This window comes from Sulfitobacter sp. 1A13421, from assembly GCF_043557285.1.
Lineage (GTDB): Bacteria > Pseudomonadota > Alphaproteobacteria > Rhodobacterales > Rhodobacteraceae > Sulfitobacter > Sulfitobacter faviae.
Window position 1 is genome coordinate 324,353 of sequence record NZ_JBIFFQ010000001.1, and the last position, 23,867, is coordinate 348,219.

At 63.9% G+C, this 23,867-nt stretch carries 24 protein-coding genes; 5 read left to right on the top strand and 19 right to left on the bottom strand.

Going from position 1 to position 23,867, the window contains the following annotated elements:
- Positions 1–68 precede the first annotated feature (68 nt).
- Positions 69–1,652, top strand: a complete 1,584-nt coding sequence (locus ACGYLI_RS01590) for a Ppx/GppA family phosphatase (protein WP_394416593.1) — start codon at positions 69–71, stop codon at positions 1,650–1,652.
- Here the strand turns inward: ACGYLI_RS01590 and ACGYLI_RS01595 are convergent.
- The 5 genes from ACGYLI_RS01595 to scpA form a co-directional block, all read right to left on the bottom strand.
- A complete protein-coding gene (locus tag ACGYLI_RS01595; protein WP_394416595.1) occupies positions 1,649–2,014 on the bottom strand; it encodes a hypothetical protein in 366 nt (121 codons plus the stop codon). The two genes, ACGYLI_RS01590 and ACGYLI_RS01595, sit on opposite strands and share 4 nt — an antisense overlap.
- A 77-nt stretch (positions 2,015–2,091) precedes the next feature.
- Positions 2,092–3,093, bottom strand: coding sequence for an endonuclease/exonuclease/phosphatase family protein (locus tag ACGYLI_RS01600; RefSeq protein ID WP_394417123.1), 1,002 nt, complete (start codon positions 3,091–3,093; stop codon positions 2,092–2,094).
- On the bottom strand, positions 3,093–3,773 hold the full coding sequence (locus ACGYLI_RS01605) for a molecular chaperone DjiA (protein WP_067261634.1): 681 nt from the start codon (positions 3,771–3,773) through the stop codon (positions 3,093–3,095). The genes ACGYLI_RS01600 and ACGYLI_RS01605 overlap by 1 nt, the downstream gene beginning before the upstream one ends.
- A gap of 52 nt (positions 3,774–3,825) precedes the next feature.
- Positions 3,826–4,347, bottom strand: a complete 522-nt coding sequence (locus tag ACGYLI_RS01610) for a GNAT family N-acetyltransferase (RefSeq protein WP_394416597.1) — start codon at positions 4,345–4,347, stop codon at positions 3,826–3,828.
- Positions 4,347–6,488, bottom strand: coding sequence for a methylmalonyl-CoA mutase (gene scpA, locus ACGYLI_RS01615; protein ID WP_394416599.1), 2,142 nt, complete (start codon positions 6,486–6,488; stop codon positions 4,347–4,349). Before scpA ends, ACGYLI_RS01610 begins: the two co-directional genes overlap by 1 nt.
- Positions 6,489–6,653: 165 nt before the next feature.
- Here scpA and ACGYLI_RS01620 point away from each other — a divergent pair, with 165 nt between their 5' ends.
- Complete coding sequence (locus ACGYLI_RS01620) at positions 6,654–7,109, top strand: DUF4174 domain-containing protein (protein ID WP_394416601.1); 456 nt, start codon at positions 6,654–6,656, stop codon at positions 7,107–7,109.
- Between the two features lie 42 nt (positions 7,110–7,151).
- Here ACGYLI_RS01620 and ACGYLI_RS01625 read toward each other — a convergent pair whose 3' ends face one another.
- From ACGYLI_RS01625 to ACGYLI_RS01655, 7 genes are all read right to left on the bottom strand, one after another.
- The gene (locus ACGYLI_RS01625) at positions 7,152–9,197 is read right to left on the bottom strand and encodes an acetyl-CoA carboxylase biotin carboxylase subunit (RefSeq protein ID WP_394416603.1); all 2,046 of its coding nucleotides are present in this window, start codon (positions 9,195–9,197) and stop codon (positions 7,152–7,154) included.
- A 138-nt stretch (positions 9,198–9,335) separates the two neighbouring features.
- Positions 9,336–9,542: a hypothetical protein gene (locus ACGYLI_RS01630; RefSeq protein WP_067261646.1), complete on the bottom strand. Its 207-nt coding sequence runs from the start codon at positions 9,540–9,542 to the stop codon at positions 9,336–9,338.
- A 319-nt stretch (positions 9,543–9,861) separates the two neighbouring features.
- A complete protein-coding gene (locus tag ACGYLI_RS01635; RefSeq protein ID WP_394417125.1) occupies positions 9,862–10,209 on the bottom strand; it encodes a hypothetical protein in 348 nt (115 codons plus the stop codon).
- Between the two features lie 81 nt (positions 10,210–10,290).
- A complete protein-coding gene (locus ACGYLI_RS01640; protein WP_168613065.1) occupies positions 10,291–10,431 on the bottom strand; it encodes a hypothetical protein in 141 nt (46 codons plus the stop codon).
- Between the two features lie 214 nt (positions 10,432–10,645).
- A complete protein-coding gene (locus ACGYLI_RS01645) occupies positions 10,646–11,146 on the bottom strand; it encodes a DUF6497 family protein (protein WP_394416605.1) in 501 nt (166 codons plus the stop codon).
- Positions 11,044–11,298 (bottom strand): Rho termination factor, encoded by a 255-nt coding sequence (locus ACGYLI_RS01650; protein ID WP_394416607.1) that lies wholly within the window; start codon positions 11,296–11,298, stop codon positions 11,044–11,046. Before ACGYLI_RS01650 ends, ACGYLI_RS01645 begins: the two co-directional genes overlap by 103 nt.
- A 105-nt stretch (positions 11,299–11,403) precedes the next feature.
- Complete coding sequence (locus ACGYLI_RS01655) at positions 11,404–12,936, bottom strand: acyl-CoA carboxylase subunit beta (protein WP_067261649.1); 1,533 nt, start codon at positions 12,934–12,936, stop codon at positions 11,404–11,406.
- A 169-nt stretch (positions 12,937–13,105) separates the two neighbouring features.
- On the opposite strand from ACGYLI_RS01655, the gene ACGYLI_RS01660 reads away from it, so the two are divergent.
- Positions 13,106–14,320, top strand: coding sequence for a multidrug effflux MFS transporter (locus ACGYLI_RS01660; RefSeq protein ID WP_394416609.1), 1,215 nt, complete (start codon positions 13,106–13,108; stop codon positions 14,318–14,320).
- Positions 14,321–14,398: 78 nt separating this feature from the next.
- Entirely contained in the window at positions 14,399–15,799 is a 1,401-nt protein-coding gene (locus ACGYLI_RS01665; protein ID WP_394416611.1) for a short-chain fatty acyl-CoA regulator family protein, read from the top strand.
- Here ACGYLI_RS01665 and ACGYLI_RS01670 read toward each other — a convergent pair whose 3' ends face one another.
- From ACGYLI_RS01670 to ACGYLI_RS01695, 6 genes are all read right to left on the bottom strand, one after another.
- On the bottom strand, positions 15,800–16,474 hold the full coding sequence (locus ACGYLI_RS01670; RefSeq protein WP_394416612.1) for a thermonuclease family protein: 675 nt from the start codon (positions 16,472–16,474) through the stop codon (positions 15,800–15,802).
- A gap of 61 nt (positions 16,475–16,535) precedes the next feature.
- Entirely contained in the window at positions 16,536–18,194 is a 1,659-nt protein-coding gene (gene betA, locus ACGYLI_RS01675; protein WP_394416614.1) for a choline dehydrogenase, read from the bottom strand.
- Between the two features lie 157 nt (positions 18,195–18,351).
- Positions 18,352–19,809 (bottom strand): betaine-aldehyde dehydrogenase, encoded by a 1,458-nt coding sequence (betB, locus tag ACGYLI_RS01680; RefSeq protein WP_394416616.1) that lies wholly within the window; start codon positions 19,807–19,809, stop codon positions 18,352–18,354.
- 76 nt (positions 19,810–19,885) lie between these two features.
- On the bottom strand, positions 19,886–20,461 hold the full coding sequence (betI, locus tag ACGYLI_RS01685; RefSeq protein ID WP_209219056.1) for a choline-responsive transcriptional repressor BetI: 576 nt from the start codon (positions 20,459–20,461) through the stop codon (positions 19,886–19,888).
- 92 nt (positions 20,462–20,553) lie between these two features.
- A complete protein-coding gene (locus tag ACGYLI_RS01690; protein WP_136720479.1) occupies positions 20,554–21,483 on the bottom strand; it encodes a DMT family transporter in 930 nt (309 codons plus the stop codon).
- A 55-nt stretch (positions 21,484–21,538) separates the two neighbouring features.
- A complete protein-coding gene (locus ACGYLI_RS01695) occupies positions 21,539–22,138 on the bottom strand; it encodes a LysE/ArgO family amino acid transporter (protein ID WP_394416618.1) in 600 nt (199 codons plus the stop codon).
- Between the two features lie 91 nt (positions 22,139–22,229).
- On the opposite strand from ACGYLI_RS01695, the gene ACGYLI_RS01700 reads away from it, so the two are divergent.
- Complete coding sequence (locus ACGYLI_RS01700; RefSeq protein ID WP_394416620.1) at positions 22,230–23,111, top strand: LysR family transcriptional regulator ArgP; 882 nt, start codon at positions 22,230–22,232, stop codon at positions 23,109–23,111.
- Here ACGYLI_RS01700 and ACGYLI_RS01705 read toward each other — a convergent pair.
- Complete coding sequence (locus ACGYLI_RS01705) at positions 23,108–23,848, bottom strand: YebC/PmpR family DNA-binding transcriptional regulator (RefSeq protein WP_394402223.1); 741 nt, start codon at positions 23,846–23,848, stop codon at positions 23,108–23,110. The genes ACGYLI_RS01700 and ACGYLI_RS01705 overlap by 4 nt on opposite strands.
- Positions 23,849–23,867: the final 19 nt, after the last annotated feature.

The following is a 23,867-nucleotide window of genomic DNA, read 5'->3' on the forward strand; positions in this document are numbered from 1 at the left end:
TTGGCAATTGACCTCACCGCCCCCCTGCGCCAATTATCCAGTGAAACGGATGGCCCGCAGGAGCATTGATGGCAGACCAGACCGACCCTTCCCGAGCCGCCCCCGTCCCTGAGACGGGTGTGGCGGAACTGGGCCTTTTCGGAAAACCCTTGTTTCAGGATCCGGGCGCGCGGGCGCTGGCGCGCGTCGGCGTGGTGGATGTGGGGTCGAACTCCGTCCGGCTGGTGGTCTTTGACGGCGCGGCGCGCTCTCCGGCCTATTTTTACAACGAAAAGATCATGTGCGCCTTGGGCGCGGGCATGGCCGAGACCGGGCATCTATCCCCCGAAGGGCGCGCCCGCGCGCTCTCAGCCCTGCGGCGGTTCAGCAAATTGGCCGACGGCATGGGCCTGTCGGAGCTTACCGTCGTCGCCACGGCGGCGGTGCGCGATGCCAGTGACGGGCGCGCATTTTGCGCCGATGTGCTGCGCGAGACCGGGTTGCGCATCTGGGTGATCGACGGCGAGGAAGAGGCGCGGCTCTCGGCGCAAGGGGTGCTTTTGGGCTGGCCCGGCGCTTACGGCCTTGTCTGTGACATCGGCGGCTCTTCGATGGAGCTTGCCGAAATATCGGGCGGGCGCGTCGGACGGCGGGTCACCTCGCAGCTTGGCCCGCTTAAGCTGCGCGACCTCAAGGGCGGGGCCAAGGGGCGGCACGCGCATATCAAAGAGGTCATCACCGGGCTTCAGGAAAAGATGGGCAGCCAGCGTGACCGGCTGTTCCTCGTGGGCGGCTCGTGGCGGGCGATCGCGCGGATCGACATGTACCGCCGGGGCTATCCGCTGCATGTGCTACACGAATACCGCATGACCGTGACCTCGGTTCGCGAGACCGTAAAATTCATCCAAACCTCCAATCTGGAAGAGCTGCGCAACGCCTGCGGCGTATCCTCAAGCCGGATGTCGCTGGTCCCCTATGCCGCCGAGGTGCTGAGCCGTCTGGTCAAGACCTTCCGCCCCAAGGACATCGCGATTTCCAGCTACGGCATCCGCGAAGGTATGCTTTACGAACAGATGCCGCAGCGCCTGCGCGACCGTGATCCGCTGATCGAAGCCTGCTATTTCGCCGAGGCCAAAGACGCGCGGATGCCCGGTTTCGGCAAGGTGCTTTATAACTTCATCCTGCCGCTCTACCGCTCTGCCCCCCATGCGCGCAGACGGTTGGTCAAAGCAGCCTGCCTGCTCCATGACGTGAGTTGGCGTGCGCATCCCGACTACCGCGCCGAGACCTGTTTCGACAACGCCACCCGCGCCAACCTCGGTGGCCTGAAACACGCCGAACGCATCTACCTCGGGCTGGCCTTGCTGCACCGCTACTCCAACAAGCGTGAGAACACCCGTTTTGAAGACCTCTATGAGATGGTCGACGAGAAGACCCGGTTGGAGGCCGAAATCCTTGGCAAAGCCATGCGCTTTGGCGCGATGCTCTGGATGGACAAGGGCGAACAGCGCGGCGAACTGCGCTGGTTCCCCAAGAAGAAGCAATTGGAACTCTGGCTCACCCCCGACATGGTGCCGCTTTTCGGCGAGGTCGCAGAGGCGCGGCTGAGCTCACTCGCCAAATCGCTTGAGGCAGAGGTGCATGTTCGGACCGGCAAACGCGCCGCGCGTTAAAGCTCGATCTGCGGCGCGGGTTCGGTCGGGGTCTCAGGCGGCACCATTGGGTGATCGGGCTTGCGGCGGATGATGATATCGCCGTTGGGCTGCATCTCGGGCGCTTGATAGGCGCTCCAATCCTCGACCTCGTCCAAAAGCTCCGTAAGCTTCGGCCCCATCTCCCGCGCGAAGTCACGCAGCGCGGGGCGCATGGCTTCGCTGAACCCTTCAAACCCCTCCATCACCGGGCCCATCTCATCCATGATCCCGTCCATGAACATCTGCGCGCCGCGCTCCATCAGGCCGAGGCCGCGTTCTTCGGACTCCTCCTGCGCATGGACGCCAAGGGGCAGCAGCGCACAAAGGGCGATAAGGGGCATAAAACGTCTCATGCGATTGAGGTAGGCGGCGCCGCGCGCATGTCCAGTCTTGGGCCACGCCGCTGGCAGCCCCCCGCCTAAAGATCGACATCCAGCGTGACGGGGAAGTGATCCGAAGCCGCCAGCAGCGCGTCGCGCAGGGCGATATTTTGCCAGCAGGCCGGGTCATCCATCGGGTGCCAAATCCGCCAGCGGTCCGCGCGGGCCGCGATCTTCGGGCTGACCATGATGTAGTCCAGCAGCGCCTGAAGATAGCGTTCCTCCGGCGCGATCCAGAAACGCGCGCTCGTTGGCGCGGCCCCCAAACGGCGGCTGAGCGCCTGTTTGGCATGGGGGTCGAACAGCGCCGGCGCCCCCTGCCCCAGCACGATCTCGACCGAGGACCGCCCGAAGAGGCTTTCGAATTCATCCAGCCCCGGCCCGTCGTTTAGATCGCCCAAGACCATCACGGGCCGCTCCCCCGCCAAATGCATGTCGATCCGCCGCCTCAGCCAGATCGCCTGCGCCAGTTGCTTGCGCCGATTGGCGATGGCGATGCGCAGCACATCGGCCTCTGACTTGGCCCCATGGGGCGCTTTGGATTTGAGATGCGCGCCGATCATCTGAAAGGCGAAACCGGCCTTCGTGGTGACCTCCAACTCCAAGGGCGGTTTGGAAAAGACCACCGCGTCTTCCGTCGCATCCACGTCAAGGTCGATCCGCAGCGTCTGGTCAAAGCGCGGGGCATGCGCGGCACCCTGCGGCACATGGCGGGCGCTGAGCTTGTCGGGGTCATAGAGCAGCGCGATCTCTTGCTCGGTGTCGTTGGAAAACCCCATGACGGCGGCCCGCGTGCGCAGGGAAAACCGCGCGGCAAAATGCTCAAGCGCCGCCACGGTGGATTGCCGCCGCCCGTGGTTCGGCGCTTCGATCACCATGACCGCATCGGCATCCAGCGCGCTGAACACTTGGCCCAAAGCCGCCGTCTGCTGGGTACGGGTCACCCCGTGCCGCCCGGCCCAAGCGTCATCGTCGTAAAGCCGGTTGTCATCGTCAAAAAGGCTCGCGAACCACTCAACATTGTAGGTCGCGATGCGCATCAAGCGTGTTTGCCCGAGAGCGTTTCCCATGCGCGGTTGATATCGATCATGCGTTTCTCGGCCATCTTGATCGCCTCTTGCGGCAAGCCCCGCGCCACCAGCGCGTCGGGATGGTTTTCGCGCACCAGCCGCCGCCAGGCGCGGCGGGCCTCTTCCAACGTCGCATTGGGGCCGATGCCCAGAACCGTGCGCGGCAGGGGCGAGCTATCGGGCACGAAACGCGCTTTCAGCGAGGCGAAAGCCTCTTCATCCATGCCGAAAATCGCGGCCACATCCTCAAGAAAGGCGTTTTCGTTGGGGTGGTAGATGCCATCGGCCATCGCGATGTGAAACAGCCCCTCCATCAGGTCATGCAGGGTCTGGGGCTGGTCGCTGAACATCCGCGCGATGCGGCGGGCGTAATCCTCGAAACCGGTCACGTCTTGGCGGGCAAGGTTAAAGACCCGCGCCGCCCCTTCCTGATCCGCTTCGGCGATCTGGAACACTTCGCGAAAGGCGGTCACCTCATCGCGGGTCACCAGCCCATCGGCCTTGGCCATCTTGGCGCCAAGCGCGATCACCGCGATGGTAAAGGCGACCGAGCGTTCGGGCGGGCTGCGCAGCCGGTCAAAGACAGCCGACAGCCCCTCGCCCGCGGTGAGGGCTGACAGAGCTTCGGAGATGCGCGTCCAGATCGACATGGGCTGACCCTTTGGTATTCGGCCCCCAGCTTAACCGCTGGCATCGGGGAAGTCAGGATGCAGTCAGCGTTTTTTGCATCAAGATGAGATCAAGCCATTGCCCATGTTTGCGCCCCACCTCGGGCATTCGCCCGACCTGCGCAAAGCCCAGTCTTTCATGGAACGTCACAGCACCGGGATTAGCGCTGCTGATCGCGGCGACCATGGTGTGGCAGCCCTGCGCCGCTGCCGCCTCTATGGCCTGTGTCATCAGGTCGCGGCCCAGCCCCCGCCCCTGCGCCGCCTCGGACAGGACGATGCTATGCTCCACCGTCGCCGCATAGCCCGGCCCGCCGCGAAAGCTGCCATAGGTGACAAAGCCCAGCACCGCGCCCTCCCCTTCGGCCACCCAAAAGGCACTGGCGCGGGCGGCGATCAGCGCTGCGATCTCCTCCGGTGTCTTTTCGTCGGTGGTGAAGGTCGACAGGCTGTCGCGGATCATGCCGTTCCACAGCGCCGCCACCGCGGCGGCATCCTGCGCCACGGCGGGGCGGATCACGCCGCCCTTCAGGGCGGCGCCTCCTTCCCCTTGCATCACTTCCGCGTCTCGCGGATCAGCTTCAGGATGTCCTGCGCGGCGGTCGGGATATTGGTGCCGGGACCAAAGATCGCCTTCACGCCCGCGTCTTGCAGGAACTTGTAGTCCTGCTGCGGGATCACCCCGCCGCAGATCACGAGGATATCCTCCGCCCCCGCATCCTTCAGCGCCTGAATAAGCTGCGGTGCCAAAGTCTTGTGCCCCGCCGCTTGGCTGGAGATGCCGATGACATGCACGTCGTTGTCCACGGCGTCCTGCGCGGCCTCCGCGGGCGTCTGGAACAGCGGGCCCACGTCCACGTCAAAGCCGATGTCGGCAAAGGCAGTGGCGATCACCTTGGCACCGCGGTCGTGGCCGTCCTGACCCATCTTGACCACCAACATACGCGGGCGACGGCCTTCGGCCTCCGCGAACTCATCGACCGATTTCTGAATGTCAGCAAAGCCCGCGTCGCCCTCGTAGGCCGCGCCATAAACGCCCGAGAGCGTCTTGACCTCGGCCCGGTGCCGTCCGAATTCCTTTTCCATCGCCATGCTGATTTCTCCCACTGTGGCGCGTGCGCGCGCGGCCTCGACCGCGGCGTCGAGCAGGTTGCCGCCCTCGGCCGCCCGCCGTGTCAGTTCCGCCAAGGCCGCGGTGCATGCCTCTTCGTCGCGCTCGGCGCGGATGCGCTCCAGACGCGCCACCTGTCCTGCGCGCACCTTGACGTTGTCGACGTCGAGAATGTCGATCGGCTCTTCCTTGTCGCGGCGGTACTTGTTGACGCCCACGATCACCTCGGTGCCGCGGTCGATGCCCGCCTGACGCTGGGCTGCCGCTTCCTCGATCCTGAGCTTAGGCATGCCCGAGGCCACGGCCTTGGTCATGCCGCCCATCTCCTCGACCTCCTCGATCAGCTTCCACGCCGCCTCGGCCAGATCGGCGGTCAGTTTCTCGACGTAGTAGCTGCCCGCCAGCGGGTCGACGACATTGGTGATGCCGGTCTCTTCCTGCAGGATCAGCTGGGTGTTGCGGGCAATGCGCGCGGAATGGTCGGTCGGCAGGCCGATGGCCTCATCCAGCGAGTTGGTGTGCAGCGATTGCGTGCCGCCCAAGACCGCCGAAAGCGCCTCGTAAGCCGTGCGCACCACGTTGTTGTAGGGATCCTGCTCGGCCAAGCTCACGCCGGAGGTCTGGCAATGGGTGCGCAGCATCGAGGACTTGGGGTTCTTCGGCTCGAACTCCTCCATCACCCGCGACCAGAGCAGACGTGCGGCGCGCAGCTTGGCGGCCTCCATGAAGAAGTTCATGCCGATGGCGAAGAAGAACGACAGACGCGGCGCGAAGCGGTCGACGTCCATCCCTGCCGCAATCGCCGTGCGCACATATTCGCGCCCATCGGCGATGGTGAAGGCCAGTTCCTGCACGAGGTTCGCCCCCGCCTCCTGCATGTGGTAGCCTGAGATCGAGATCGAGTTGAACTTCGGCATGTGGTCCGAGGTATATTCAATGATATCCCCGATGATCCGCATCGACGGTTCCGGCGGATAGACATAGGTGTTGCGCACCATGAATTCCTTGAGGATATCATTCTGGATCGTGCCCGAGAGCTTGGCCCGGCCATGCCCCTGCTCTTCGCCCGCGACGATAAAATTGGCGAGGATCGGGATCACCGCGCCGTTCATGGTCATGGAGACCGACACCTGATCGAGCGGGATGCCATCGAAGAGGATCTTCATGTCCTCGACGCTGTCGATGGCCACGCCCGCCTTGCCAACGTCGCCCTCCACGCGGGGATGGTCACTGTCATAGCCGCGGTGGGTGGCGAGGTCGAAGGCGACGGAGACACCCTGCTGGCCTGCCGCCAAGGCGCGTCGGTAGAAGGCGTTGGATTCCTCCGCCGTAGAGAAACCCGCATATTGCCGGATCGTCCAAGGGCGGCCCGCATACATCGTGGCTTTCACGCCGCGCGTAAACGGCGCCTCACCGGGGATGCTGCCGAGATGCTCCAGCCCGTCCACGTCCTCGGCGGTGTAGAGCGGCTGGACGTCGATCCCCTCCAGCGTCTTCCAGGTCAGATCGTCAAGGCTGCGCCCACGCAATTCGCCGGTAGCCAGTTCCTGCCAACGCGCCTTCGCGTCCTTTTGGTCGGATGTCATATGCTTGTCCTTCTCCCTTAGCGCCCGGCGGCAGGCATCGGCCTGCGCAACTGTGGCGGCTGAATTGTCAAAGGCCGCGCCCATAGGGGGATAAATCCCCCCTGCGGCGCTTTGCCCTTCGCAAACTGGCACAGGCCCCCTATATTTGAGGGGACAGGAGCCTTGATGAAACGTTTGATCTCACTAGTTTTTGCAGGATTGATGACCACGGCGGCCATGGCCCAAGGGGCCGATGCCCCGGTGGAGGATCCGTTGTTCCTGCCTGCCGATATGGCTGATCTCAGCACCTTCCAATGGACCAAACGGCCCGTGCTGGTCTTTGCCAATTCCGAGAACGACCCCGCCTTCGTCGCGCAGATGGAATACCTCCGCGAGCGTGAGGATGAGTTGCGCCTGCGCGATGTCGTCGTGCTGACCGATACCGACCCCGCCGCGCGGAGCCCGCTGCGGCTGCGGATGCGCCCGCGTGGTTTCATGCTGGTGCTGGTCGACAAGGAAGGCCAGATCGAGCTACGCAAACCCTTCCCTTGGGACGTGCGCGAGATCACCCGCAGTATCGACAAGATGCCGCTGAGGCAGCGAGAGATCAGAGAGGCGAAGGAGCGCGACATCATCCGCTGATGCCCCGCGCCCTGCCCGCCCTGATCGCCCGCGCGTCGCACCCTATTCGAACTCCATGATCACATCGTCCACCGCAAGGCTGTCGCCCGCACCGGCGTTGACCTTGCTGACGACGCCCTTCTTCTCAGCGCGCAGGATGTTTTCCATCTTCATCGCCTCGATGGTGCAGAGCGCTTGGCCCTCCTGAACCTCGTCGCCCACTTCTACGTCGAGCTTCACCACCAGACCCGGCATCGGGCAGAGCAGCATTTTCGACGTGTCAGGCGGCAGTTTCTCGGGCATCAGGGCCGCCAGTTCCGCCTGCCGCGGCGTGCGGACATGGACCTTCAGATCCGCACCGCGGGTGCGGATGCGGAAGCCGCCTGAGATTTTGCCGACCTTCAGCACCAAAGGCGCGCCATCGACGGTCATCTCGGCCAGTTGGTCGCCCGGGGTCCAGTCACCGCTGACCCGCATTTCGCTGCCGTCGGAGAAAGCCACCGTCGCCCCTTCGGGATCGGCCTTGGTGACAACATCAAAGTTCTCACCCTGAAGCTTCACGTTCCAGTCGCTGCCGACTTTGCGCTCGTGGTTGTCCATCCGGCCCGAGACGCGGGCGCGGCGGATTTCGCCGACGCGGTGCATGGCGGCACAGGCGGCGGCGATGCGGCGCAGCTCGCTCTCCGGCAGGGTCACACCTTCGAATCCATCGGGATATTCCTCGGCGATGAAGGCGGTCGTCATCTCGCCCGAGACGAACTTGGGGTGATCCATCACGGCGCTGAGGAACGGCAGGTTGTGTCCGATGCCCTCGACCTCGAAACTGTCGAGCGCCACGCGCATCTTCTCGATCGCCTCGGCGCGCGTCGGCGCCCATGTGCAGAGCTTGGCGATCATCGGGTCGTAATACATCGAAATCTCGCCGCCCTCGTAGACGCCGGTGTCGTTGCGCACGGCCATGTCACCGGCGGGCGCGTCGCCCTGCCATGTGCCCTGCTCCAGAAGCGGCCCCGCAGCCACCTCCTGCGGCGGGCGGTAGCGGGTCAGGCGGCCGATGGAGGGCAGGAAGCCGCGGTAGGGGTCCTCGGCGTAAAGACGGTTTTCGATGGCCCAGCCGGTCAGGGTCACGTCGTCTTGGGTGATCGACAGCTTCTCGCCATTGGCCACGCGGATCATCTGCTCCACCAGATCGACGCCGGTGATCAACTCCGTCACCGGGTGTTCCACCTGAAGGCGGGTGTTCATCTCGAGGAAGTAGAAGTTCTTGTCGCCGTCGACGATGAATTCCACGGTGCCCGCGCTGGTGTAGCCCACGGCCTGCGCCAATGCGACGGCCTGTTCGCCCATGGCCCGGCGGGTCTCTTCGTCAAGGAAGGGGCTCGGCGCCTCTTCGACCACCTTCTGGTTGCGGCGCTGGATCGAGCATTCGCGCTCACCCAGATAGATGCCATTGCCGTGCGCGTCACAGAGCACCTGAATCTCGATATGGCGCGGCTGCGTCACGAATTTCTCAATGAAGATACGGTCATCGCCGAAGGAATTCGCGGCCTCGTTCTTGGACGATTGGAAACCCTCGCGCGCTTCCTCGTCGTTCCAAGCGATCCGCATGCCCTTGCCACCACCGCCGGCGGAGGCTTTGAGCATCACCGGGTAGCCGATCTCATTGGAGATCTTCACCGCTTCCTCGGCGTCTTCGATCAGCCCCATGTAGCCCGGCACGGTGGAAACCCCGGCCTCTTTGGCGATCTTCTTGGAGGTGATCTTGTCGCCCATCTTCTCGATGGCCCCTTTCGGCGGGCCGACGAAGGCCACGCCAGCGGCCTCCAGCGCCTCGGCGAATTTGCTGTTTTCGCTCAAGAAACCATAGCCCGGATGCACCGCCTGCGCGCCCGATTGCTTGATCGCCTCCATCACCTTGTCGATGACGATATAGGATTGGTTCGCCGGGGGCGGGCCGATGTGAATGGCCTCATCCGCCATTTCCACATGCAGCGCCTGCGCGTCCGCATCGGAATAGATCGCCACGGTGGTCAGGCCCATCTTCTTGGCAGTCTTGATCACCCGGCAGGCGATTTCGCCCCGGTTGGCAATGAGGATCTTGTCAAACATCAGCAGTTCCTTTGACGGTGACAGGCCACGCAAAATGCCGCGTCAGCCGGAGCTGCGCGGGTGCCTGTAGGGGTAAAGATGAAAGGGGAGGCCGCCCTGCCCGCGCGGATGGCGGGCAAAGCGGCTATTGTAGCTGGATCAGTTACATTTGCCGGGATTGAGCTGGCAATAACCGACGTTGGCTGCAGCGCCAATGGCTGCGCCCTGCGCCAGCGACCCGCCTGTGACGGCTGCCGCACCTGCGCCGACGGCTGCGCCGCCCAGACCCTGCTCGCCGATGTTGTCACCGCATGCGGCCAGACCGGCTGTCGCGCCAAGCGCGAGAATGATGTTACGAATGGACATGTGCCTGTTCCTTCACTGCTATCTACTATCCGACCAACGCCCTGCCGTTTGACAAGTTCCCGGTCGGTTTTTCGGTCTGCTGCCCTGTGGCGCGAAAACCACCCTTTCGAAAAGTCGGGCAGCCCCGCACCAGCGCGCGACTGCCCGATAGGGGAAGGGGTATGGTCTTCATGTCCAGCAGCACGAAGGACAAATGATGTGCCGCCAGCCAATGCAAGCTTGGCCCACGCCGCCAGCGGTGCCAAGCCTGCGCCAGCCCCGGAGGGAACTTCGGCAAAGCCATGCTGATCTATGAACGGGCGCGGCGACATCATGCCGATCAATCCTCGAAAGCTTCGGGGAATGCGGCGCGGGCTGCAGGCACGTTGAGCACCAGCATAGCTTCGTAATCGGCAGGATCGAAAGGATCGGTCGCGGGCAGAACCTCACGGCCAAAAAGCCAAGACAGACGGCCCGCATCCAGATTGCCACGCTCGAAAGGATGCTCTCCAAAGGCCTCCCAGAGGGCTTTGACAAAGGCGGTATCGGCACGGCGGTCCGGAGCGCGGCGGTCGGGGCGACGCTCACGCCGGGTGATGGGCGTGACCCCTTTCGGGTTCGGGCGGCGAATTGTGAATTGGAAATCGGTGCCGGGCAGACGCCCGGGGAACCCGCGGTGTTTCAACATATAGGCGGGCATCAGACACCCCTCCCGGTTGCAGGGGTGGCTGGGATCAGGGCAGGCGCAAACGCCTGCCCTGCAACGGCATTACTTGTACTTGCCGGTGTAGACGGGCTCAACCGAGATGGGCTCGGGCTCAACCACGACGTACTCTTCTTCTTGCTGTGCGCAGGCCGAAACCGCTGCGACGAAACCGATAGCTGCCAGCAACTTGATGCTCTTGGACATGTATATCTCCTATTAATGTTAAATGAACCTGACACGACAACACGCCGGCCAAGCCCGGGTTCTGAGGTAAGGGATACGTGGGTATTCCTTGACCGCATCATATGCGATTCACATGGCAATGGATACGGTTGCAAGTGCAATCGGTCACGTTGTGACTCCAAAGCATCATTCCAATCCGAGGATCGGCGGATTCTTGCAAGATATTGCCTGCGCATCACAAACCCTCCCAAATGCAGGTGTCATCCTGCGCCCGGAAAGCTTCGAAATACTGGGTCGCCTCGGGGTCGGCCGCGCCGAATTCCACCGGACGGTCGGCGAGGGAGACGACGATCACCTGCCCCGCCAGCGCATGTTCAGTCATGTAAGGAAGTGCGACGACCGCGCAGAGATGTTCCATATCCGGCGCGGCGCGGTCATAGGCGATGGCCCCCGGCCCTTTGGCAATCTGCGGCGCAATGAAACGGAAGCGAAGCCAAGTCTCACCGCCGAGCTCCTCGACCAAGACCTCTTGCAGGTCAACTGTTTGTCCAGATGGGACATCAATGGCCCGCGCGGGGGCTGCAAGCCCGACCGCCAGCAGGGCTGGCAGCCAGGCCCGGCGCAGAAGAGCGCCTAGTGGTTGCGCAGCGCGTCGATCAGCGCGTCCTTGTCCATGTCCGAGCGCCCTTCGATCCCGAGCTCCTGCGCCCGGTCGTAGAGATCGCCCTTGGTCCAATCCTCGTAGGGCGGCTGTTTGCCCCCCTTCTTGCCGGGGTGCTGGCTGTCGTTGGCCTGCGCATTGGCGATCCGGGCGGCTTTCTCCTTGCTCGCCCCATCTTCGCGCAGGGACTTGTAAGTCTCTTCGTCCTTGATAGATGAATTCGGCATGATCCGGTCCTCCTTTGTAAGGAAAACCACCCAGCCCGCCGAGGGTTCCGCGCGCGGCCCTCGTGGGATCGGTATTTGAGAAAGGATGAAGCTGCATGATGGCGCTCAGAGCGGGATGTTGTCGTGTTTCTTCCACGGCGTCTGCACTTTTTTGTTGCGCAGAGAGGCGAAGGCGCGGGCGACCCGTTTGCGGGTGCTGCGGGGCTGGATCACCTCGTCGATGAAGCCACGTTCGGCGGCCACGAAGGGATTGGCGAAACGATCCTCGTAATCCTTGGTGTGTTTGGCGATCTTTTCGGGGTCGTTCAGATCCTTGCGGTGGATGATCTCGGTCGCGCCCTTGGCGCCCATCACGGCGACTTCGGCGGTGGGCCAAGCGTAGTTGAAATCCGAGCGCAGGTGTTTTGAGGCCATCACGTCATAGGCGCCGCCATAGGCTTTGCGCGTGATGACGGTGACCATCGGCACCGTCGCCTCGCCATAGGCGAAGAGCAGTTTCGCGCCGTGTTTGATGACGCCGCCGAATTCCTGACCGGTGCCGGGCAGGAAGCCGGGCACGTCGACGAGCGTGAGGATCGGGATCTCGAAGGCGTCGCAGAAGCGCACGAAACGCGCCGCTTTGCGCGAGCTGTCGATGTCGAGGCATCCGGCCAGCACCATCGGTTGGTTGGCCACCACGCCGACGGTACGCCCCTCAAGGCGGATGAAGCCGGTGATGATGTTCTTGGCGAATTCCTCTTGGATTTCGTAAAAGTCGCCCTCATCCGCCAGTTTGAGGATCAATTCCTTCATGTCATAGGGGGTGTTGGCGTTGGAGGGCACCAGCGTGTCGAGGGAGGGCTCGATCCGGTTGGGATCGTCGAAGAAGGGACGGACCGGCGGTTTTTCACGGTTGTTGGCGGGCAGCAGATCGACGAGGCGGCGCACCTCGGCCAATGCCTCCACGTCATTTTCGAAGGCCGCGTCGGCGACGGAGGATTTGCGCGTGTGGGTCGTGGCGCCGCCCAGCTCTTCGGCGGTGACGACTTCGTTGGTGACGGTTTTCACCACATCCGGGCCGGTGACGAACATATAGGAGCTGTCTTTGACCATGAAGATGAAGTCGGTCATCGCGGGCGAATAGACCGCCCCGCCCGCGCAGGGGCCCATGATGACGCTGATCTGAGGGATCACGCCGGAGGCTTCGATGTTGCGCTGGAATACCTCGGCATAGCCTGCAAGGCTGGCCACGCCTTCTTGGATGCGCGCGCCGCCGGAATCGTTGATGCCGATCACCGGGGCGCCGTTTTGCACTGCCATGTCCATGATTTTGCAGATTTTCTGGGCATGGGTTTCAGAGAGCGAGCCGCCGAAGACGGTGAAATCTTGGCTAAAGACATAGACGAGCCGGCCGTTGATCGTGCCCCAGCCGGTGACCACGCCATCGCCCGCGGGCTTTTGATCCTGCATGCCGAAATCGGTGCAGCGGTGGGTGACGAACATGTCGAATTCCTCGAAGGAGCCTTCGTCGAGCAGCAGATCAACACGCTCCCGCGCGGTGAGCTTGCCGCGGCTGTGCTGCGCATCGATCCGTGCCTGACCGCCGCCCAAACGCGCATCTTCGCGACGCCGCTCCAGTTGTTCGAGAATGTCTTTCATGACGCACCCCTATTGTGATTTCGACCAGTCTACCGGAGGAGCGCAACTGACCAAAGCGCAATTTTGCAAATTTGCAAAATCAATACAGGCGCGGTGAAGCAAAATGAAAAGTTGCAAAACAATCTAGTTAACATGGACATTTCCCATGCCCGCGACTACTTGCATTTGCATGAGCGATATCCCCCGGGTCCGGTATTTAGACCGGACGACCCCGTCCCATATTTCAACGCTGATCCTGCTGGCCGGGCTTTCGGCCATGGTCATGAACATCTTCCTGCCCAGCCTGCCGAAGATGGCAGAGCATTTCGGCACGGATTATGCGGTGATCCAGCTTTCGGTGCCGCTCTACCTGTTCTTCAGCGGGATACTGCAAATCTTCATCGGGCCGATTTCGGACAACCTCGGGCGGCGGCGGGTGATGCTTTGGGGCTTGGGCATCTTTTTCGTGGCCACGGTGGGCTGTCTGCTGGCGCCGAACATCGCCGTGTTTCTGGTATTCCGCATGGCGCAGGCTGTGATCGCCACGGGCATGGTGCTGAGCCGTGCGGTGATCCGCGACCTTTATACCCAAGACGAATCCGCCTCCATGATCGGCTATGTCACCATGGGCATGGCGCTGGTGCCGATGATCAGCCCGGCCTTGGGCGGTTTGCTGGAGCAGGGTTTCGGCTGGCAGGCTTCCTTCTGGGCGATGCTGATCCTCGGCGGGTTGGTCTTTTGGGTGGCTTGGGCGGATTTGGGCGAGACCGCCCGGGCCAGCGGCAAATCGCTGCGCCAGCAGTTTGGCGAATACCCCGAGTTGCTCCGCTCCCCCCGTTTTTGGGGCTATGCGCTGGCCACGGGTTTTTGCTCGGGCGCCTTTTTTGCCTATCTCGGCGGCGCGCCCTTCGTGGGCACCGTGGTCTTCGGGATGGAGCCTGCGGTGCTAGGCCTCTATTTCGGCGCGCCCGCGATTGGATATTTCATCGGCAACTTCGTCACCGCGCGGACCGCGACCCGTTTCGGCGTTAACACGCTGGTGCTTTGGGGCTGCATTTCCAACGCCGTGGGCGGCACGGTGTCGCTGCTGATCTTCCTGGCGGGCTACGGCTCTCCACTCAGCTTTTTCGGGCTGATGACGCTGGTGGGGCTGGGCAACGGGCTCTGCATTCCCAATGCCACCGCCGGGATGCTGTCGGTGCGCCCGCATCTGGCGGGTACGGCCTCCGGGCTGGGCGGGGCGATCATGATTGTCGGCGGCGCGGCTTTGAGCGCGCTGGCGGGCGCCCTTCTCACCCCCGAAACCGGGGCCTATCCGCTGTTGTGGCTCATGCTGCTGACGGCCATCGCCTCGGTCGCCTCCATCTGGGTGGTGATCCGGCGGGAGAAAGCTTTGGGCCTCTAGGCCCACGCTCTCCGCGCTTGTGACCCCGGCTTTGCAAAGCTAGGCTGCACCCGACTGCAAAGTTGCAAAGGTGCGCGGATGGCGATCCAGAAACTCTATGCCGGTGTGAAACTGCGTGAGACCCGCACCCGCGCGGGGCTGACGCAGAAAGACTTCGCCGCCCGGTTGGGCGTCTCCTTGCCCTATCTCAACCAGATGGAGAACAACAACCGACCCGTCAGCACCAATGTCGTGCTCGCCTTGGCGTCGGAGTTCAGGCTGGATGTGACCGAACTTTCCAGCGGCGATGGGGAGCGGTTGGTGAGCGATCTGCGCGAGGCGCTGGCCGATCCGATTTTCGCCGGAAAGGCACCCCCGGTGGCCGATCTGCGCCTTACCGCCTCCAACGCGCCGGGGCTGGCACATGCCTTTCTCGCGCTGCATCAAAGCTACCGACAGGTGCATGAACGGTTGGCCTCGCTGGACGAAGCCCTGGGCCGTGAGGATGCCCGCGCGATGCCCTCCCCGTGGGAAGAGGTGCGGGACTTCTTTCACTATTGCGACAATTACATCGATGCCGTCGACCGTGCGGCCGAGCATTTCGCGACCCGCGAAGGCAGCGGCAGTGATACGCGGGCGACCGCGGCGCGCGCTCTTGAGAGCGTCGGGGTGCGCGTGGTTTTTGAGGATGACGACCGGCTGCGCGCCTATGATCCCGCGCGCAAGGTGCTGCATCTATCGGCCCGTGCGGCACCTGAGACGCAGACCTTTCAGATGTTGTTGCAGGTGGCGCTGACCCAGCAGGATGCGCTGCTGGAGGCGACGCTGGACCTTGCCCGCTTCAACAGCGCCGCGGCGCGGGATATCGCAAAGATTGGGCTGGCCAATTATTTCGCCGGGGCAGCCCTCTTGCCCTATGGGCGGTTCTTGCAAAAGGCGCAGGATTGCCGCCATGATCTGGAGGTGTTGGCCGGGCATTTCGGTGCCTCGATCGAGCAGGTGGCGCATCGGCTGTCGACGATGCAGCGGCCCGGCGCGAAGGGGGTGCCCTTCTTCTTCGTCCGGGTCGATCAGGCAGGAACGATCACCAAACGCCATTCCGCCACCCGGCTGCAATTCGCGCGTTTCGGCGGCGCCTGCCCGCTTTGGAATGTCCACCGCGCCTTTGAAACGCCGGGGCGGTTCCTGCGGCAACTGGCCGAGACGCCGGATGGCGTGCGCTATATCAGTTTGGCGCGGGACATCTCGAAACCGGCGGGGCGGTTTGGCGCGCCAGTGCGGCGCTACGCGATTTCACTGGGCTGCGAGGTGCGCCATGCGCCCGCGCTGGTCTATGCCGATGGGATGGATGTCACCCGCAGCGATGCCTTTGAACCGATCGGCATTTCCTGCCGGATTTGCGAACGCCGGGATTGCCATCAACGCTCCGTCCCGCCGCTAGAGCGGCAGTTGGTGGTCGACCCGCATCTGCGCGACACCCTGCCCTACCAGGTGGAGTGATCAGCGCCGCGCGCGCCGCCACCCCGCGCCGCGGGCCTCGGCTTCGGAGCAGAACCAACGCTCGCCCTTGCGGGCGCTGATGCGGGTGCGGCTGTAAAATTCTTGCCCCGGCATATGATAGATCTTAACCCCCTTGGCGCTGATATTGCCTTTGATCTGGCAGCTCCCCTCGGGCCGGGCAGGCTCGGACCCGCTGCGGCGGGTCACGCGGTAGCGGGCGGGGGAAACCGTCTTGAACCCGTGAATCCCACGGCCTGCGACAAAGGCGGCCTTCTCATCCAGATCATAGTCCATCGAATATTTCCGATAGGCAAAGGCCAGCCCGTCACGCACCAGCGCCTGCCCCATGTCAACGTCGCCCACATGGCAGCGGGCGACGATGCGATCATAGCGGTCGCGGTCTAGTGCCTCACAACGCGCATCGGCCCCTTGGTATCTGTCGCGCACCTCCCTCGTTGTCCAATCTCCGCAGGCCCAGGCCTGCCCGTCATCGGTCTCGCAGGTCTGGCTGGATTCGAGCGCATCGATGCCGTGTAAGCGGATGCGCGTACCGCCGAGATCGAAAGTATCCCCGTCGATCACGCGAACCACGCCCGAGACGGTCTGCGCCCCCGCCGATCCAGTTGCGAGGCTCAGTGTCAGACTGAGGGCGAAAAGTGAACAAATCCTTAACATGAGGCAGGTATGACGCCCCGCCCCGCGGCCTTCAAGACAGGATGTTAAGGCAGGTTAACGATCAACGCTGCGCCACCTGCCAGTTCGGATGCACCCAAGGTTCGTCATTCGCGTGCGGCAGCGGATCGCGGCCCAGAAGCAGGTCTGAGACCTTTTCGCCGACCATGATCGAAGGCGCATTTAGGTTGCCATTGGTGATCCGCGGGAAGATCGAACTGTCGGCGACGCGTAGCCCCTCGACCCCGATCACCCGCGCCTGCGGGTCGACCACGGCGTTCGGATCGCCCGCCGCCCCCATGCGGCAGGTGCCGCAGGGGTGATAGGCGCTCTCGGCGTGTTCGGCGATGAAGGCGTCAAGTTCCGCGTCCGATTGCAGCGCTTCTCCGGGCTGGATCTCGTGTTTGACGAAGGGCTTGAAGGCATCCTGCGCGAAGATCTCCCGCGTGAGGCGGATGCAGGTGCGGAACTCTTCCCAATCGTCGGGATGCGACATGTAGTTGAAGCGGATGCGCGGCGCCTCGGCAGGGTCGGCGGAGCGCAGGGTGATCTCGCCCCGCGACTTCGAACGCATCGGCCCCGTGTGCGCCTGAAAGCCATGCCCCTCAGCCGCCGCCTGCCCGTCGTAGCGCACGGCAATGGGCAGGAAATGATATTGGATATCAGGGTATTCCACACCGGGCTTCGAGCGGATGAAGGCCGCAGATTCGAACTGGTTCGAGGCGCCCATGCCGGTCTTGGTGAACAGCCACTGCGCGCCGATGACGGCCTTCGACAAGAGGTTCCAGTGCTTGTAGAGCGTGATCGGCTGGCGCGAGGCCATCTGGATGTAAAGCTCTAGATGGTCCTGCAGGTTCTGCCCAACGCCCGGGCGGTCGGCCAGCACCTCGATCCCGTGTTCGGCCAGATGCGCGGCGGGGCCGATCCCCGAAAGCATCAGCAGTTTCGGCGAGTTGATCGACGAGGCCGCCAGCACCACTTCGCGGCTGGCGCGGATCACTTCCGTCGCGCGGCCACGCTTGACCTCGACACCCACAGCACGGCCCTCTTCGATCACCACGCGCTGCGCCAACGCGCGGATCAGGGTGACGTTGCCGGTCTTCTGCGCCGGGCGCAGATAGGCATTGGCCGCCGACCAGCGCCGCCCGTTCCAGACAGTCTGTTCCATCGGGCCGAAACCCTCCTGCTGGCGGCCGTTGTAGTCATGGGTCACCGGGTAGCCGGCCTGCGCCCCGGCCTGCACGAAGGCATCGAATAGCGGGTTCTCGCGCGGGCCGCGGCTGACGTGCAGCGGGCCATCCTTGCCGCGCCATGCCGGATCGCCGCCATGGCCGTTCTCATGCCATGTCTCCATGCGCTTGTAGTAGGGCAGCACATCGGCGTAGGACCAACCGCGCGCGCCGGACTCTTCCCAATGGTCGAAATCCTTGGCGTGGCCGCGCACATAGACCATGCCGTTGATCGAGGACGAGCCGCCGATCACCTTGCCGCGCGGGCAGACCAGCTCGCGGTTGTTGAGATGCGGCTCGGGCTCGGATTTATAGCCCCAGTCGTAACGCGGCATGTTCATCGGATAGCTGAGCGCCGCCGGCATCTGGATGAAAGGACCCGCGTCGCTGCCGCCGTGTTCGATGACGATGACCTTGCGGCCCGCCTCGGCCAAACGGTAAGCCATGGCGCAGCCCGCGGAGCCCGCGCCGACGATGACAAATTCAGCTTCCATAGCTCTTCCTTCCGTGATTCCCCGCCGGGTCAAGGATGCGCAGCACCGCGCGCAGGCGCGGCTTGTCCTTGAGGCGGTGGGGAATCGCTCCCCAGAATTGACGAGGTGACTTGAGGATCAGGCTGATCCCTCAAGCACCTCTCAGCAAATTCACCCCTTAGAAGGGCGCCTCGACATCGCCCATGCGCACGTAGACCGACTTCACCTGGCTGTAGTGCTCGATCGCCGCCTTGGCGTTCTCGCGGCCGACGCCGGAGTTCTTCATGCCGCCAAAGGGCGCTTCGACCGGCGCGTCGTTGTAGCTGTTGATGTAGCAGGTCCCGGCCTCGAACCCCGCCGCCACGCGATGCGCGCGGGCAAGATCACGGGTGAAAACACCGGCGGCGAGGCCGAACTCGGTGGCATTGGCGCGGGCCATGACCTCGGCTTCGTCCTCGAAGTCGAGCACCGCCATGACGGGGCCGAAGATCTCCTCGCGGGCGATGATCATGTCGTCCTCGACATCGGCAAAGACGGTGGGCTGCATGTAGAAGCCCTCACGCTCGATCCGCGCACCGCCATAGACCAGCCGCGCGCCCTCACCCTTGCCCTTCTCGACGTAGTCCAGCGCGATTTGCATCTGCCGCTCGCTGACCATCGGGCCAAAGCTGGTGTCGGGGTCCATCGGATCACCGATCACGGCGTTGTCCAGCCGCTCGGAAAGCCGGGCGAGGAACTTCTCCTTGATGCCGCGGTGCACGAAGACCCGCGTGCCGTTCGAGCAGATCTGGCCGGAACTGTAGAAGTTGCCCAAGATCGCGCCGCCGACGGCATTGTCGATGTCCGCGTCTTCGAAGACGATCAGGGGGGACTTGCCGCCCAACTCCATCGTCACGTGCTTGATGCCCTCGGCGGCGGCGGCATAGACCTTGCGCCCCGTGGGCACCGAGCCGGTGAGCGAGACCTTGTCGACGCGGGCATCGGTGACCAGCGACTGCCCGACCTCGCCCATGCCCTGCACCACGTTGAAGAGGCCCGCGGGCAGCCCGGCCTCGATCAGAATCTCGGCGACCTTCAGGGCGCAGAGCGGCGTGGTCTCGGACGGTTTGAAGATCATCGCATTGCCGCAGGCCAGCGCGGGAGCGGCCTTCCAGCAGGCGATCTGGGTGGGGTAGTTCCATGCCCCGATGCCGACACAGACGCCCAAGGGCTCGCGGCGGGTATAGACCCAGTCCTCGCCCAGTTGGATATGCTCGCCGGTCAGGCTGCCAGCGAGGCCGCCGAAATACTCCAACGCGTCCGCGCCGCTGGTGGCATCGGCGACGGAGGTCTCCTGATAGGGTTTGCCGGTGTCTTGGGTTTCCAGCACCGACAGATCGTGGTTGCGTTCGCGGATCATGTCGGCGGCGCGGCGCAGGATGCGGCCCCGTTCGGTGCCGCTTAGCGCGCCCCATGCGGCCTGCGCGCGGCGGGCCGAGGCGATGGCCTGTTCCACGATCTGAGGCGTGGCGGCATAGACCGTCGCGATCTTTTCGCCCGTGGCGGGATAGATCACCGGGATCGGCGTGCCATTGGTGTCTTCGACATAGGCGCCGTCGATGAAGTGGCTGGCGTTGGGTTGGGGATCATAGGACATCAAAGGGACTTTCTTGCCTGAGGCGAGGAGTGTTCAGTGAGGCGGAGCGCGGCGGTGCCGCCCGTCTCCGCGGTGTTCAACGGCCCGCTTTGAGCAGCAGGTCGAGTGTATAGAGCGCGCGGGTCATGGCCTCTGCCGCGCTGACGCCATCCGACAGCGCCGCGCGCAGGTAGAGCCCGTCGATCAGCGCCGCCAAGGTTTCGGCGTCGCCTTCGGGCTGGGGGCTGATCGGGCGCAGCGCATGTGTGAGGTTGGACCGCAACCGGCTTTGGTAAGCCGTCAGCAGCCGCCGGGTTTCGGGGTTGGTGCGGGCATGGGCGTAGAGTGTCATCCACGCGCTGATCGTGCCGGGGTGAAAGCCGGTATCGTCGAAACTGGCCACGATAATCGCCGCCGCGCGGTCATGCGGCGTGCGGGCCGTGGCAAGCCGCTCGCGGACCCCGGCGGCATATTCCGACAGGATATGCCGCATCGCCGCCAGAAAGATCTGGTTCTTGCCGCCGAAATAGTGATGCGCCAGCGCGCTCGACATGCCTGCCCGCTTGGCGATCTGGCTCACCGTCACATCCAGCGACTGGGCCTCGCCGATCTCGGCGATGGTGGCTTTGACCAGCGCAGAGCGGCGAATGGGTTCCATTCCGACTTTGGGCATTGGATTCGGATCCTTGGGGCATTGTTGACCGCCTCAGGATAGGGGAATCTTTATTGACTCGTCAATCAAGTACCGACTGACGGGGCGGAAGGTCAGAATTTCGTCGCATGCGAGGGGGGCGTGACCTGCCGTTTCAGCATCGCTTCGCGCCATGTGATAAAGGTGACAGAGCCCAAGATCACCGCCCCGCCCAGCACGACCCAGAGGTCCACCGGCTCGGCAAAGACCACCACGCCGAGGATCGTGGCCCAGACCAATTGCAGGAAAGTCACCGGCTGCGTCACCGTCACCGGGGCGGCGGCAAAAGCCAGCGTCATGGTGAAATGCCCCGCCGTTGCGAAAAAGGCGACCCCGGCGAGGATCAGCAGTTCCTGCGGTGTTGGCGTGATCCAGACGGCGAAGGCAAAGGGCGCCAGCCCGATGGTCACGAAGATCGACAGCATGGTCACGATCATCACCGGGCGCGCCTCATCCGCCAGCACCTTGGCCAAGAGGTAGGACCCGGCAAAGACCACCGCCGCCAGCAACATCGCCAAATGCCCGGTAGAGACTTCGCGAAAACCGGGCCGCAGGATGATCGCCGCACCCGCCAGCCCCAGACAGACCGCCACGATGCGCCGTGCGGCCAGCTTCTCTCCCAGAAAGATCGCGGCACCCACGGTGACATAGATCGGCGCGAGGTAGTTCATCGCGGTCACCTCGGCGATGGGCAGGCGGGTCATGGCGTAGAACCACAGGATCACCCCGCCCGCGTGGCACAGGCCCCGCATGCCGAAAAGCCCCCATTGCCGCCGGCTCACCGGTGTGGCCAGCAGCGACCGCAGGACCGGCAGGACAAAGACCAACCCCATGGCGTAGCGCAGGAAAGCGGCCTCGGCCGAGGGCAGCCGCGGCCCCATGTATTTCACCAGCGCGGTCACGCCTATGAAACAGGCCCCCGTCACCAACATCCAAAAGACCCCGACAAGCGGGCGGTTGGGCGGAGCGGGGATGTCGGGGGTGGTGGCGGGAGAGTGTGTCATGCCGCGACCCTTTCCCAAAGCGCTGCCAAGGGCAAGATGGGCGCGGCATTTTTATTCACATCGCAAGCAATTTGATGGCAATCGCCCACATGGTCACGGCGATAATGGCGTCCAAGACCTGCCAACTGCGCGGTCTGGCAAAGAGCGGCGCCAGCAGCCGCGCGCCATAGCCCAGTGAGAAGAAGAAGACGAAGCTTGCCAGCACCGCCCCGATGCCAAAGCTGAGCCGGTCGGGATATTGCGCCGAGATCGAGCCGAGCAGCACCAGGGTGTCGAGGTAGACATGCGGGTTCAGCCACGTCAGAGCCAGCAGCGTCAGGATCGCCTTGCGCAGGCTGCGGGTGGATTGCCCCTCGGCCTCCAGCGCCTCCCCGCCCCGCCATGCGGAAACCGCGTTGCGCCAGCCGTACCACAGCAGGAAAGCCGCGCCGCCATAGCGCATCAGCGGGCCGAACCACGGGGCCGCCTCGGCCAGCGCGCCAAAGCCCGCGACCCCCGACATGATCAACACCGCATCCGAGGCAGCGCAGACCAGCACCACCGGCAGGACATGTTCGCGGCGCAGCCCTTGGCGCAAGACAAAGGCGTTTTGCGCCCCGATGGCCATGATGAGGGTGAGGCTGAGGGCGAAGCCGGGAAGGAGTGAGGTGAACATCAAAGGCGTCCTATAACATGGGTTGCCTTTGCCTAGCCCGGCGGTTCAGATTACTCAAATTCAATAGTCTACGTTAGGATTAGCAAATCTTATGCAGCTCGATAGCGCGCAGCTAACCGCATTGGCCCATATCCTGCGGCTCGGCAGTTTTGATGCCGCGGCGGCGGTGCTGGGGGTGACCCCCTCGGCAATTTCGCAACGGGTGAAGGCGCTGGAGGATCGTGTGGGGGCCACCCTCGTTCTGCGCGGCCAGCCCTGCACCGGCACCCCCATGGGCCAGCGTCTTGCCAAACATGCGGAGGATGTGGCCCTGCTCGAAGCGCAGGCGCTTGGCGCGGGCGATGCCACCGCCCCGCCCCGGCTGCGCCTTGCGGTGCCTGCGGATGTCTTGGCCACATGGCTGATCCCGGCGCTGGCGCAGGTGCCCGACATGCTTTTCGATCTGATGATCGACGACCAAGACACCTCTGCCGATTGGCTGCGACGGGGGGAGGTCAGCGCGGCGGTGACGGCGCAAGCCCGCGCGGCACCGGGCTGCGACGTGCTGCCCTTGGGGGCGCTGCGCTACCATGCCACTGCCAGCCCCGCCTATCGCGAGACTTGGTTTGCCGAAGGCGTCACGACCGAGGCACTGGCCCGCGCGCCGATGCTCACCTTCGATCATAAGGATCAACTGCAAGGGCGATGGTTGATGCGAAAGACCGGGCAGCGACTGACCCCGCCAAGCCACCATCTGCCCTCAAGCCACGGCTTTGTCGCGGCGGCGCGTCAAGGGCTGGGCTGGGGGATGAACCCCGCGCCGCTGGTGGCCGAGGATATGGCGGCGGGGCGGCTCGTGTCACTGGACGAGGCGCTGCCGCTGGATGTGCCGCTTTACTGGCAGGTCGCGCGGATCATGGCGCCCGCGCTGGCCCCGCTCACCGCCGCCATAAGAGCCGCGGCGCGCGAGGCGCTGGTGCAAATGCCGCGTTAAAGCTGCGACATAACCTCGTCGGAGGCCTCAAAGTTGGTGGTGACGCGCTGCACGTCGTCATCTTCCTCAAGCGCATCGATCAGCTTCATCAGCTTTTCCATGTTCTCAAGATCCATCTCGGTGGTGGTGGTCGGACGCCAGATCAGCTTGGTCGATTCCGACTCGCCCAATTCGGCCTCAAGCGCGGTCGACACGTCGTTGAGATCGGTGTCGGCGCAATAGATCACATGGCCTTCTTCGGAGCTTTCCACGTCTTCGGCACCGGCTTCGATCGCCGCCATCATCACGGTGTCGGCGTCGCCGACGGAAGCGGGATAGATCACCTCGCCCTTGCGCTCAAACATGAAGCCGACCGAACCGGTCTCGCCCAGATTGCCGCCGTTCTTGGTGAAGGTCGAGCGCACAGTCGAAGCGGTGCGGTTGCGGTTGTCGGTCATCGCCTCGACGATCACCGCCACGCCATTGGGGCCATAGCCCTCATAGCGGATTTCCTCGTAATCTTCGCCCTCACCGCCAACGGCCTTCTTGATGGCGCGTTCGATGTTGTCCTTGGGCATGGACTGGCCCTTGGCCTCTTTCACCGCCAGACGAAGACGCGGGTTCTTGTCCGGGTCGGGGTCGCCCATCTTGGCCGCGATGGTGATTTCCTTGGAGAGTTTGGAAAACACCTTGGCGCGCAGCTTGTCCTGACGGCCCTTGCGATGCTGGATGTTTGCCCATTTGGAGTGACCGGCCATGAATACCTCGTTCTGGCAA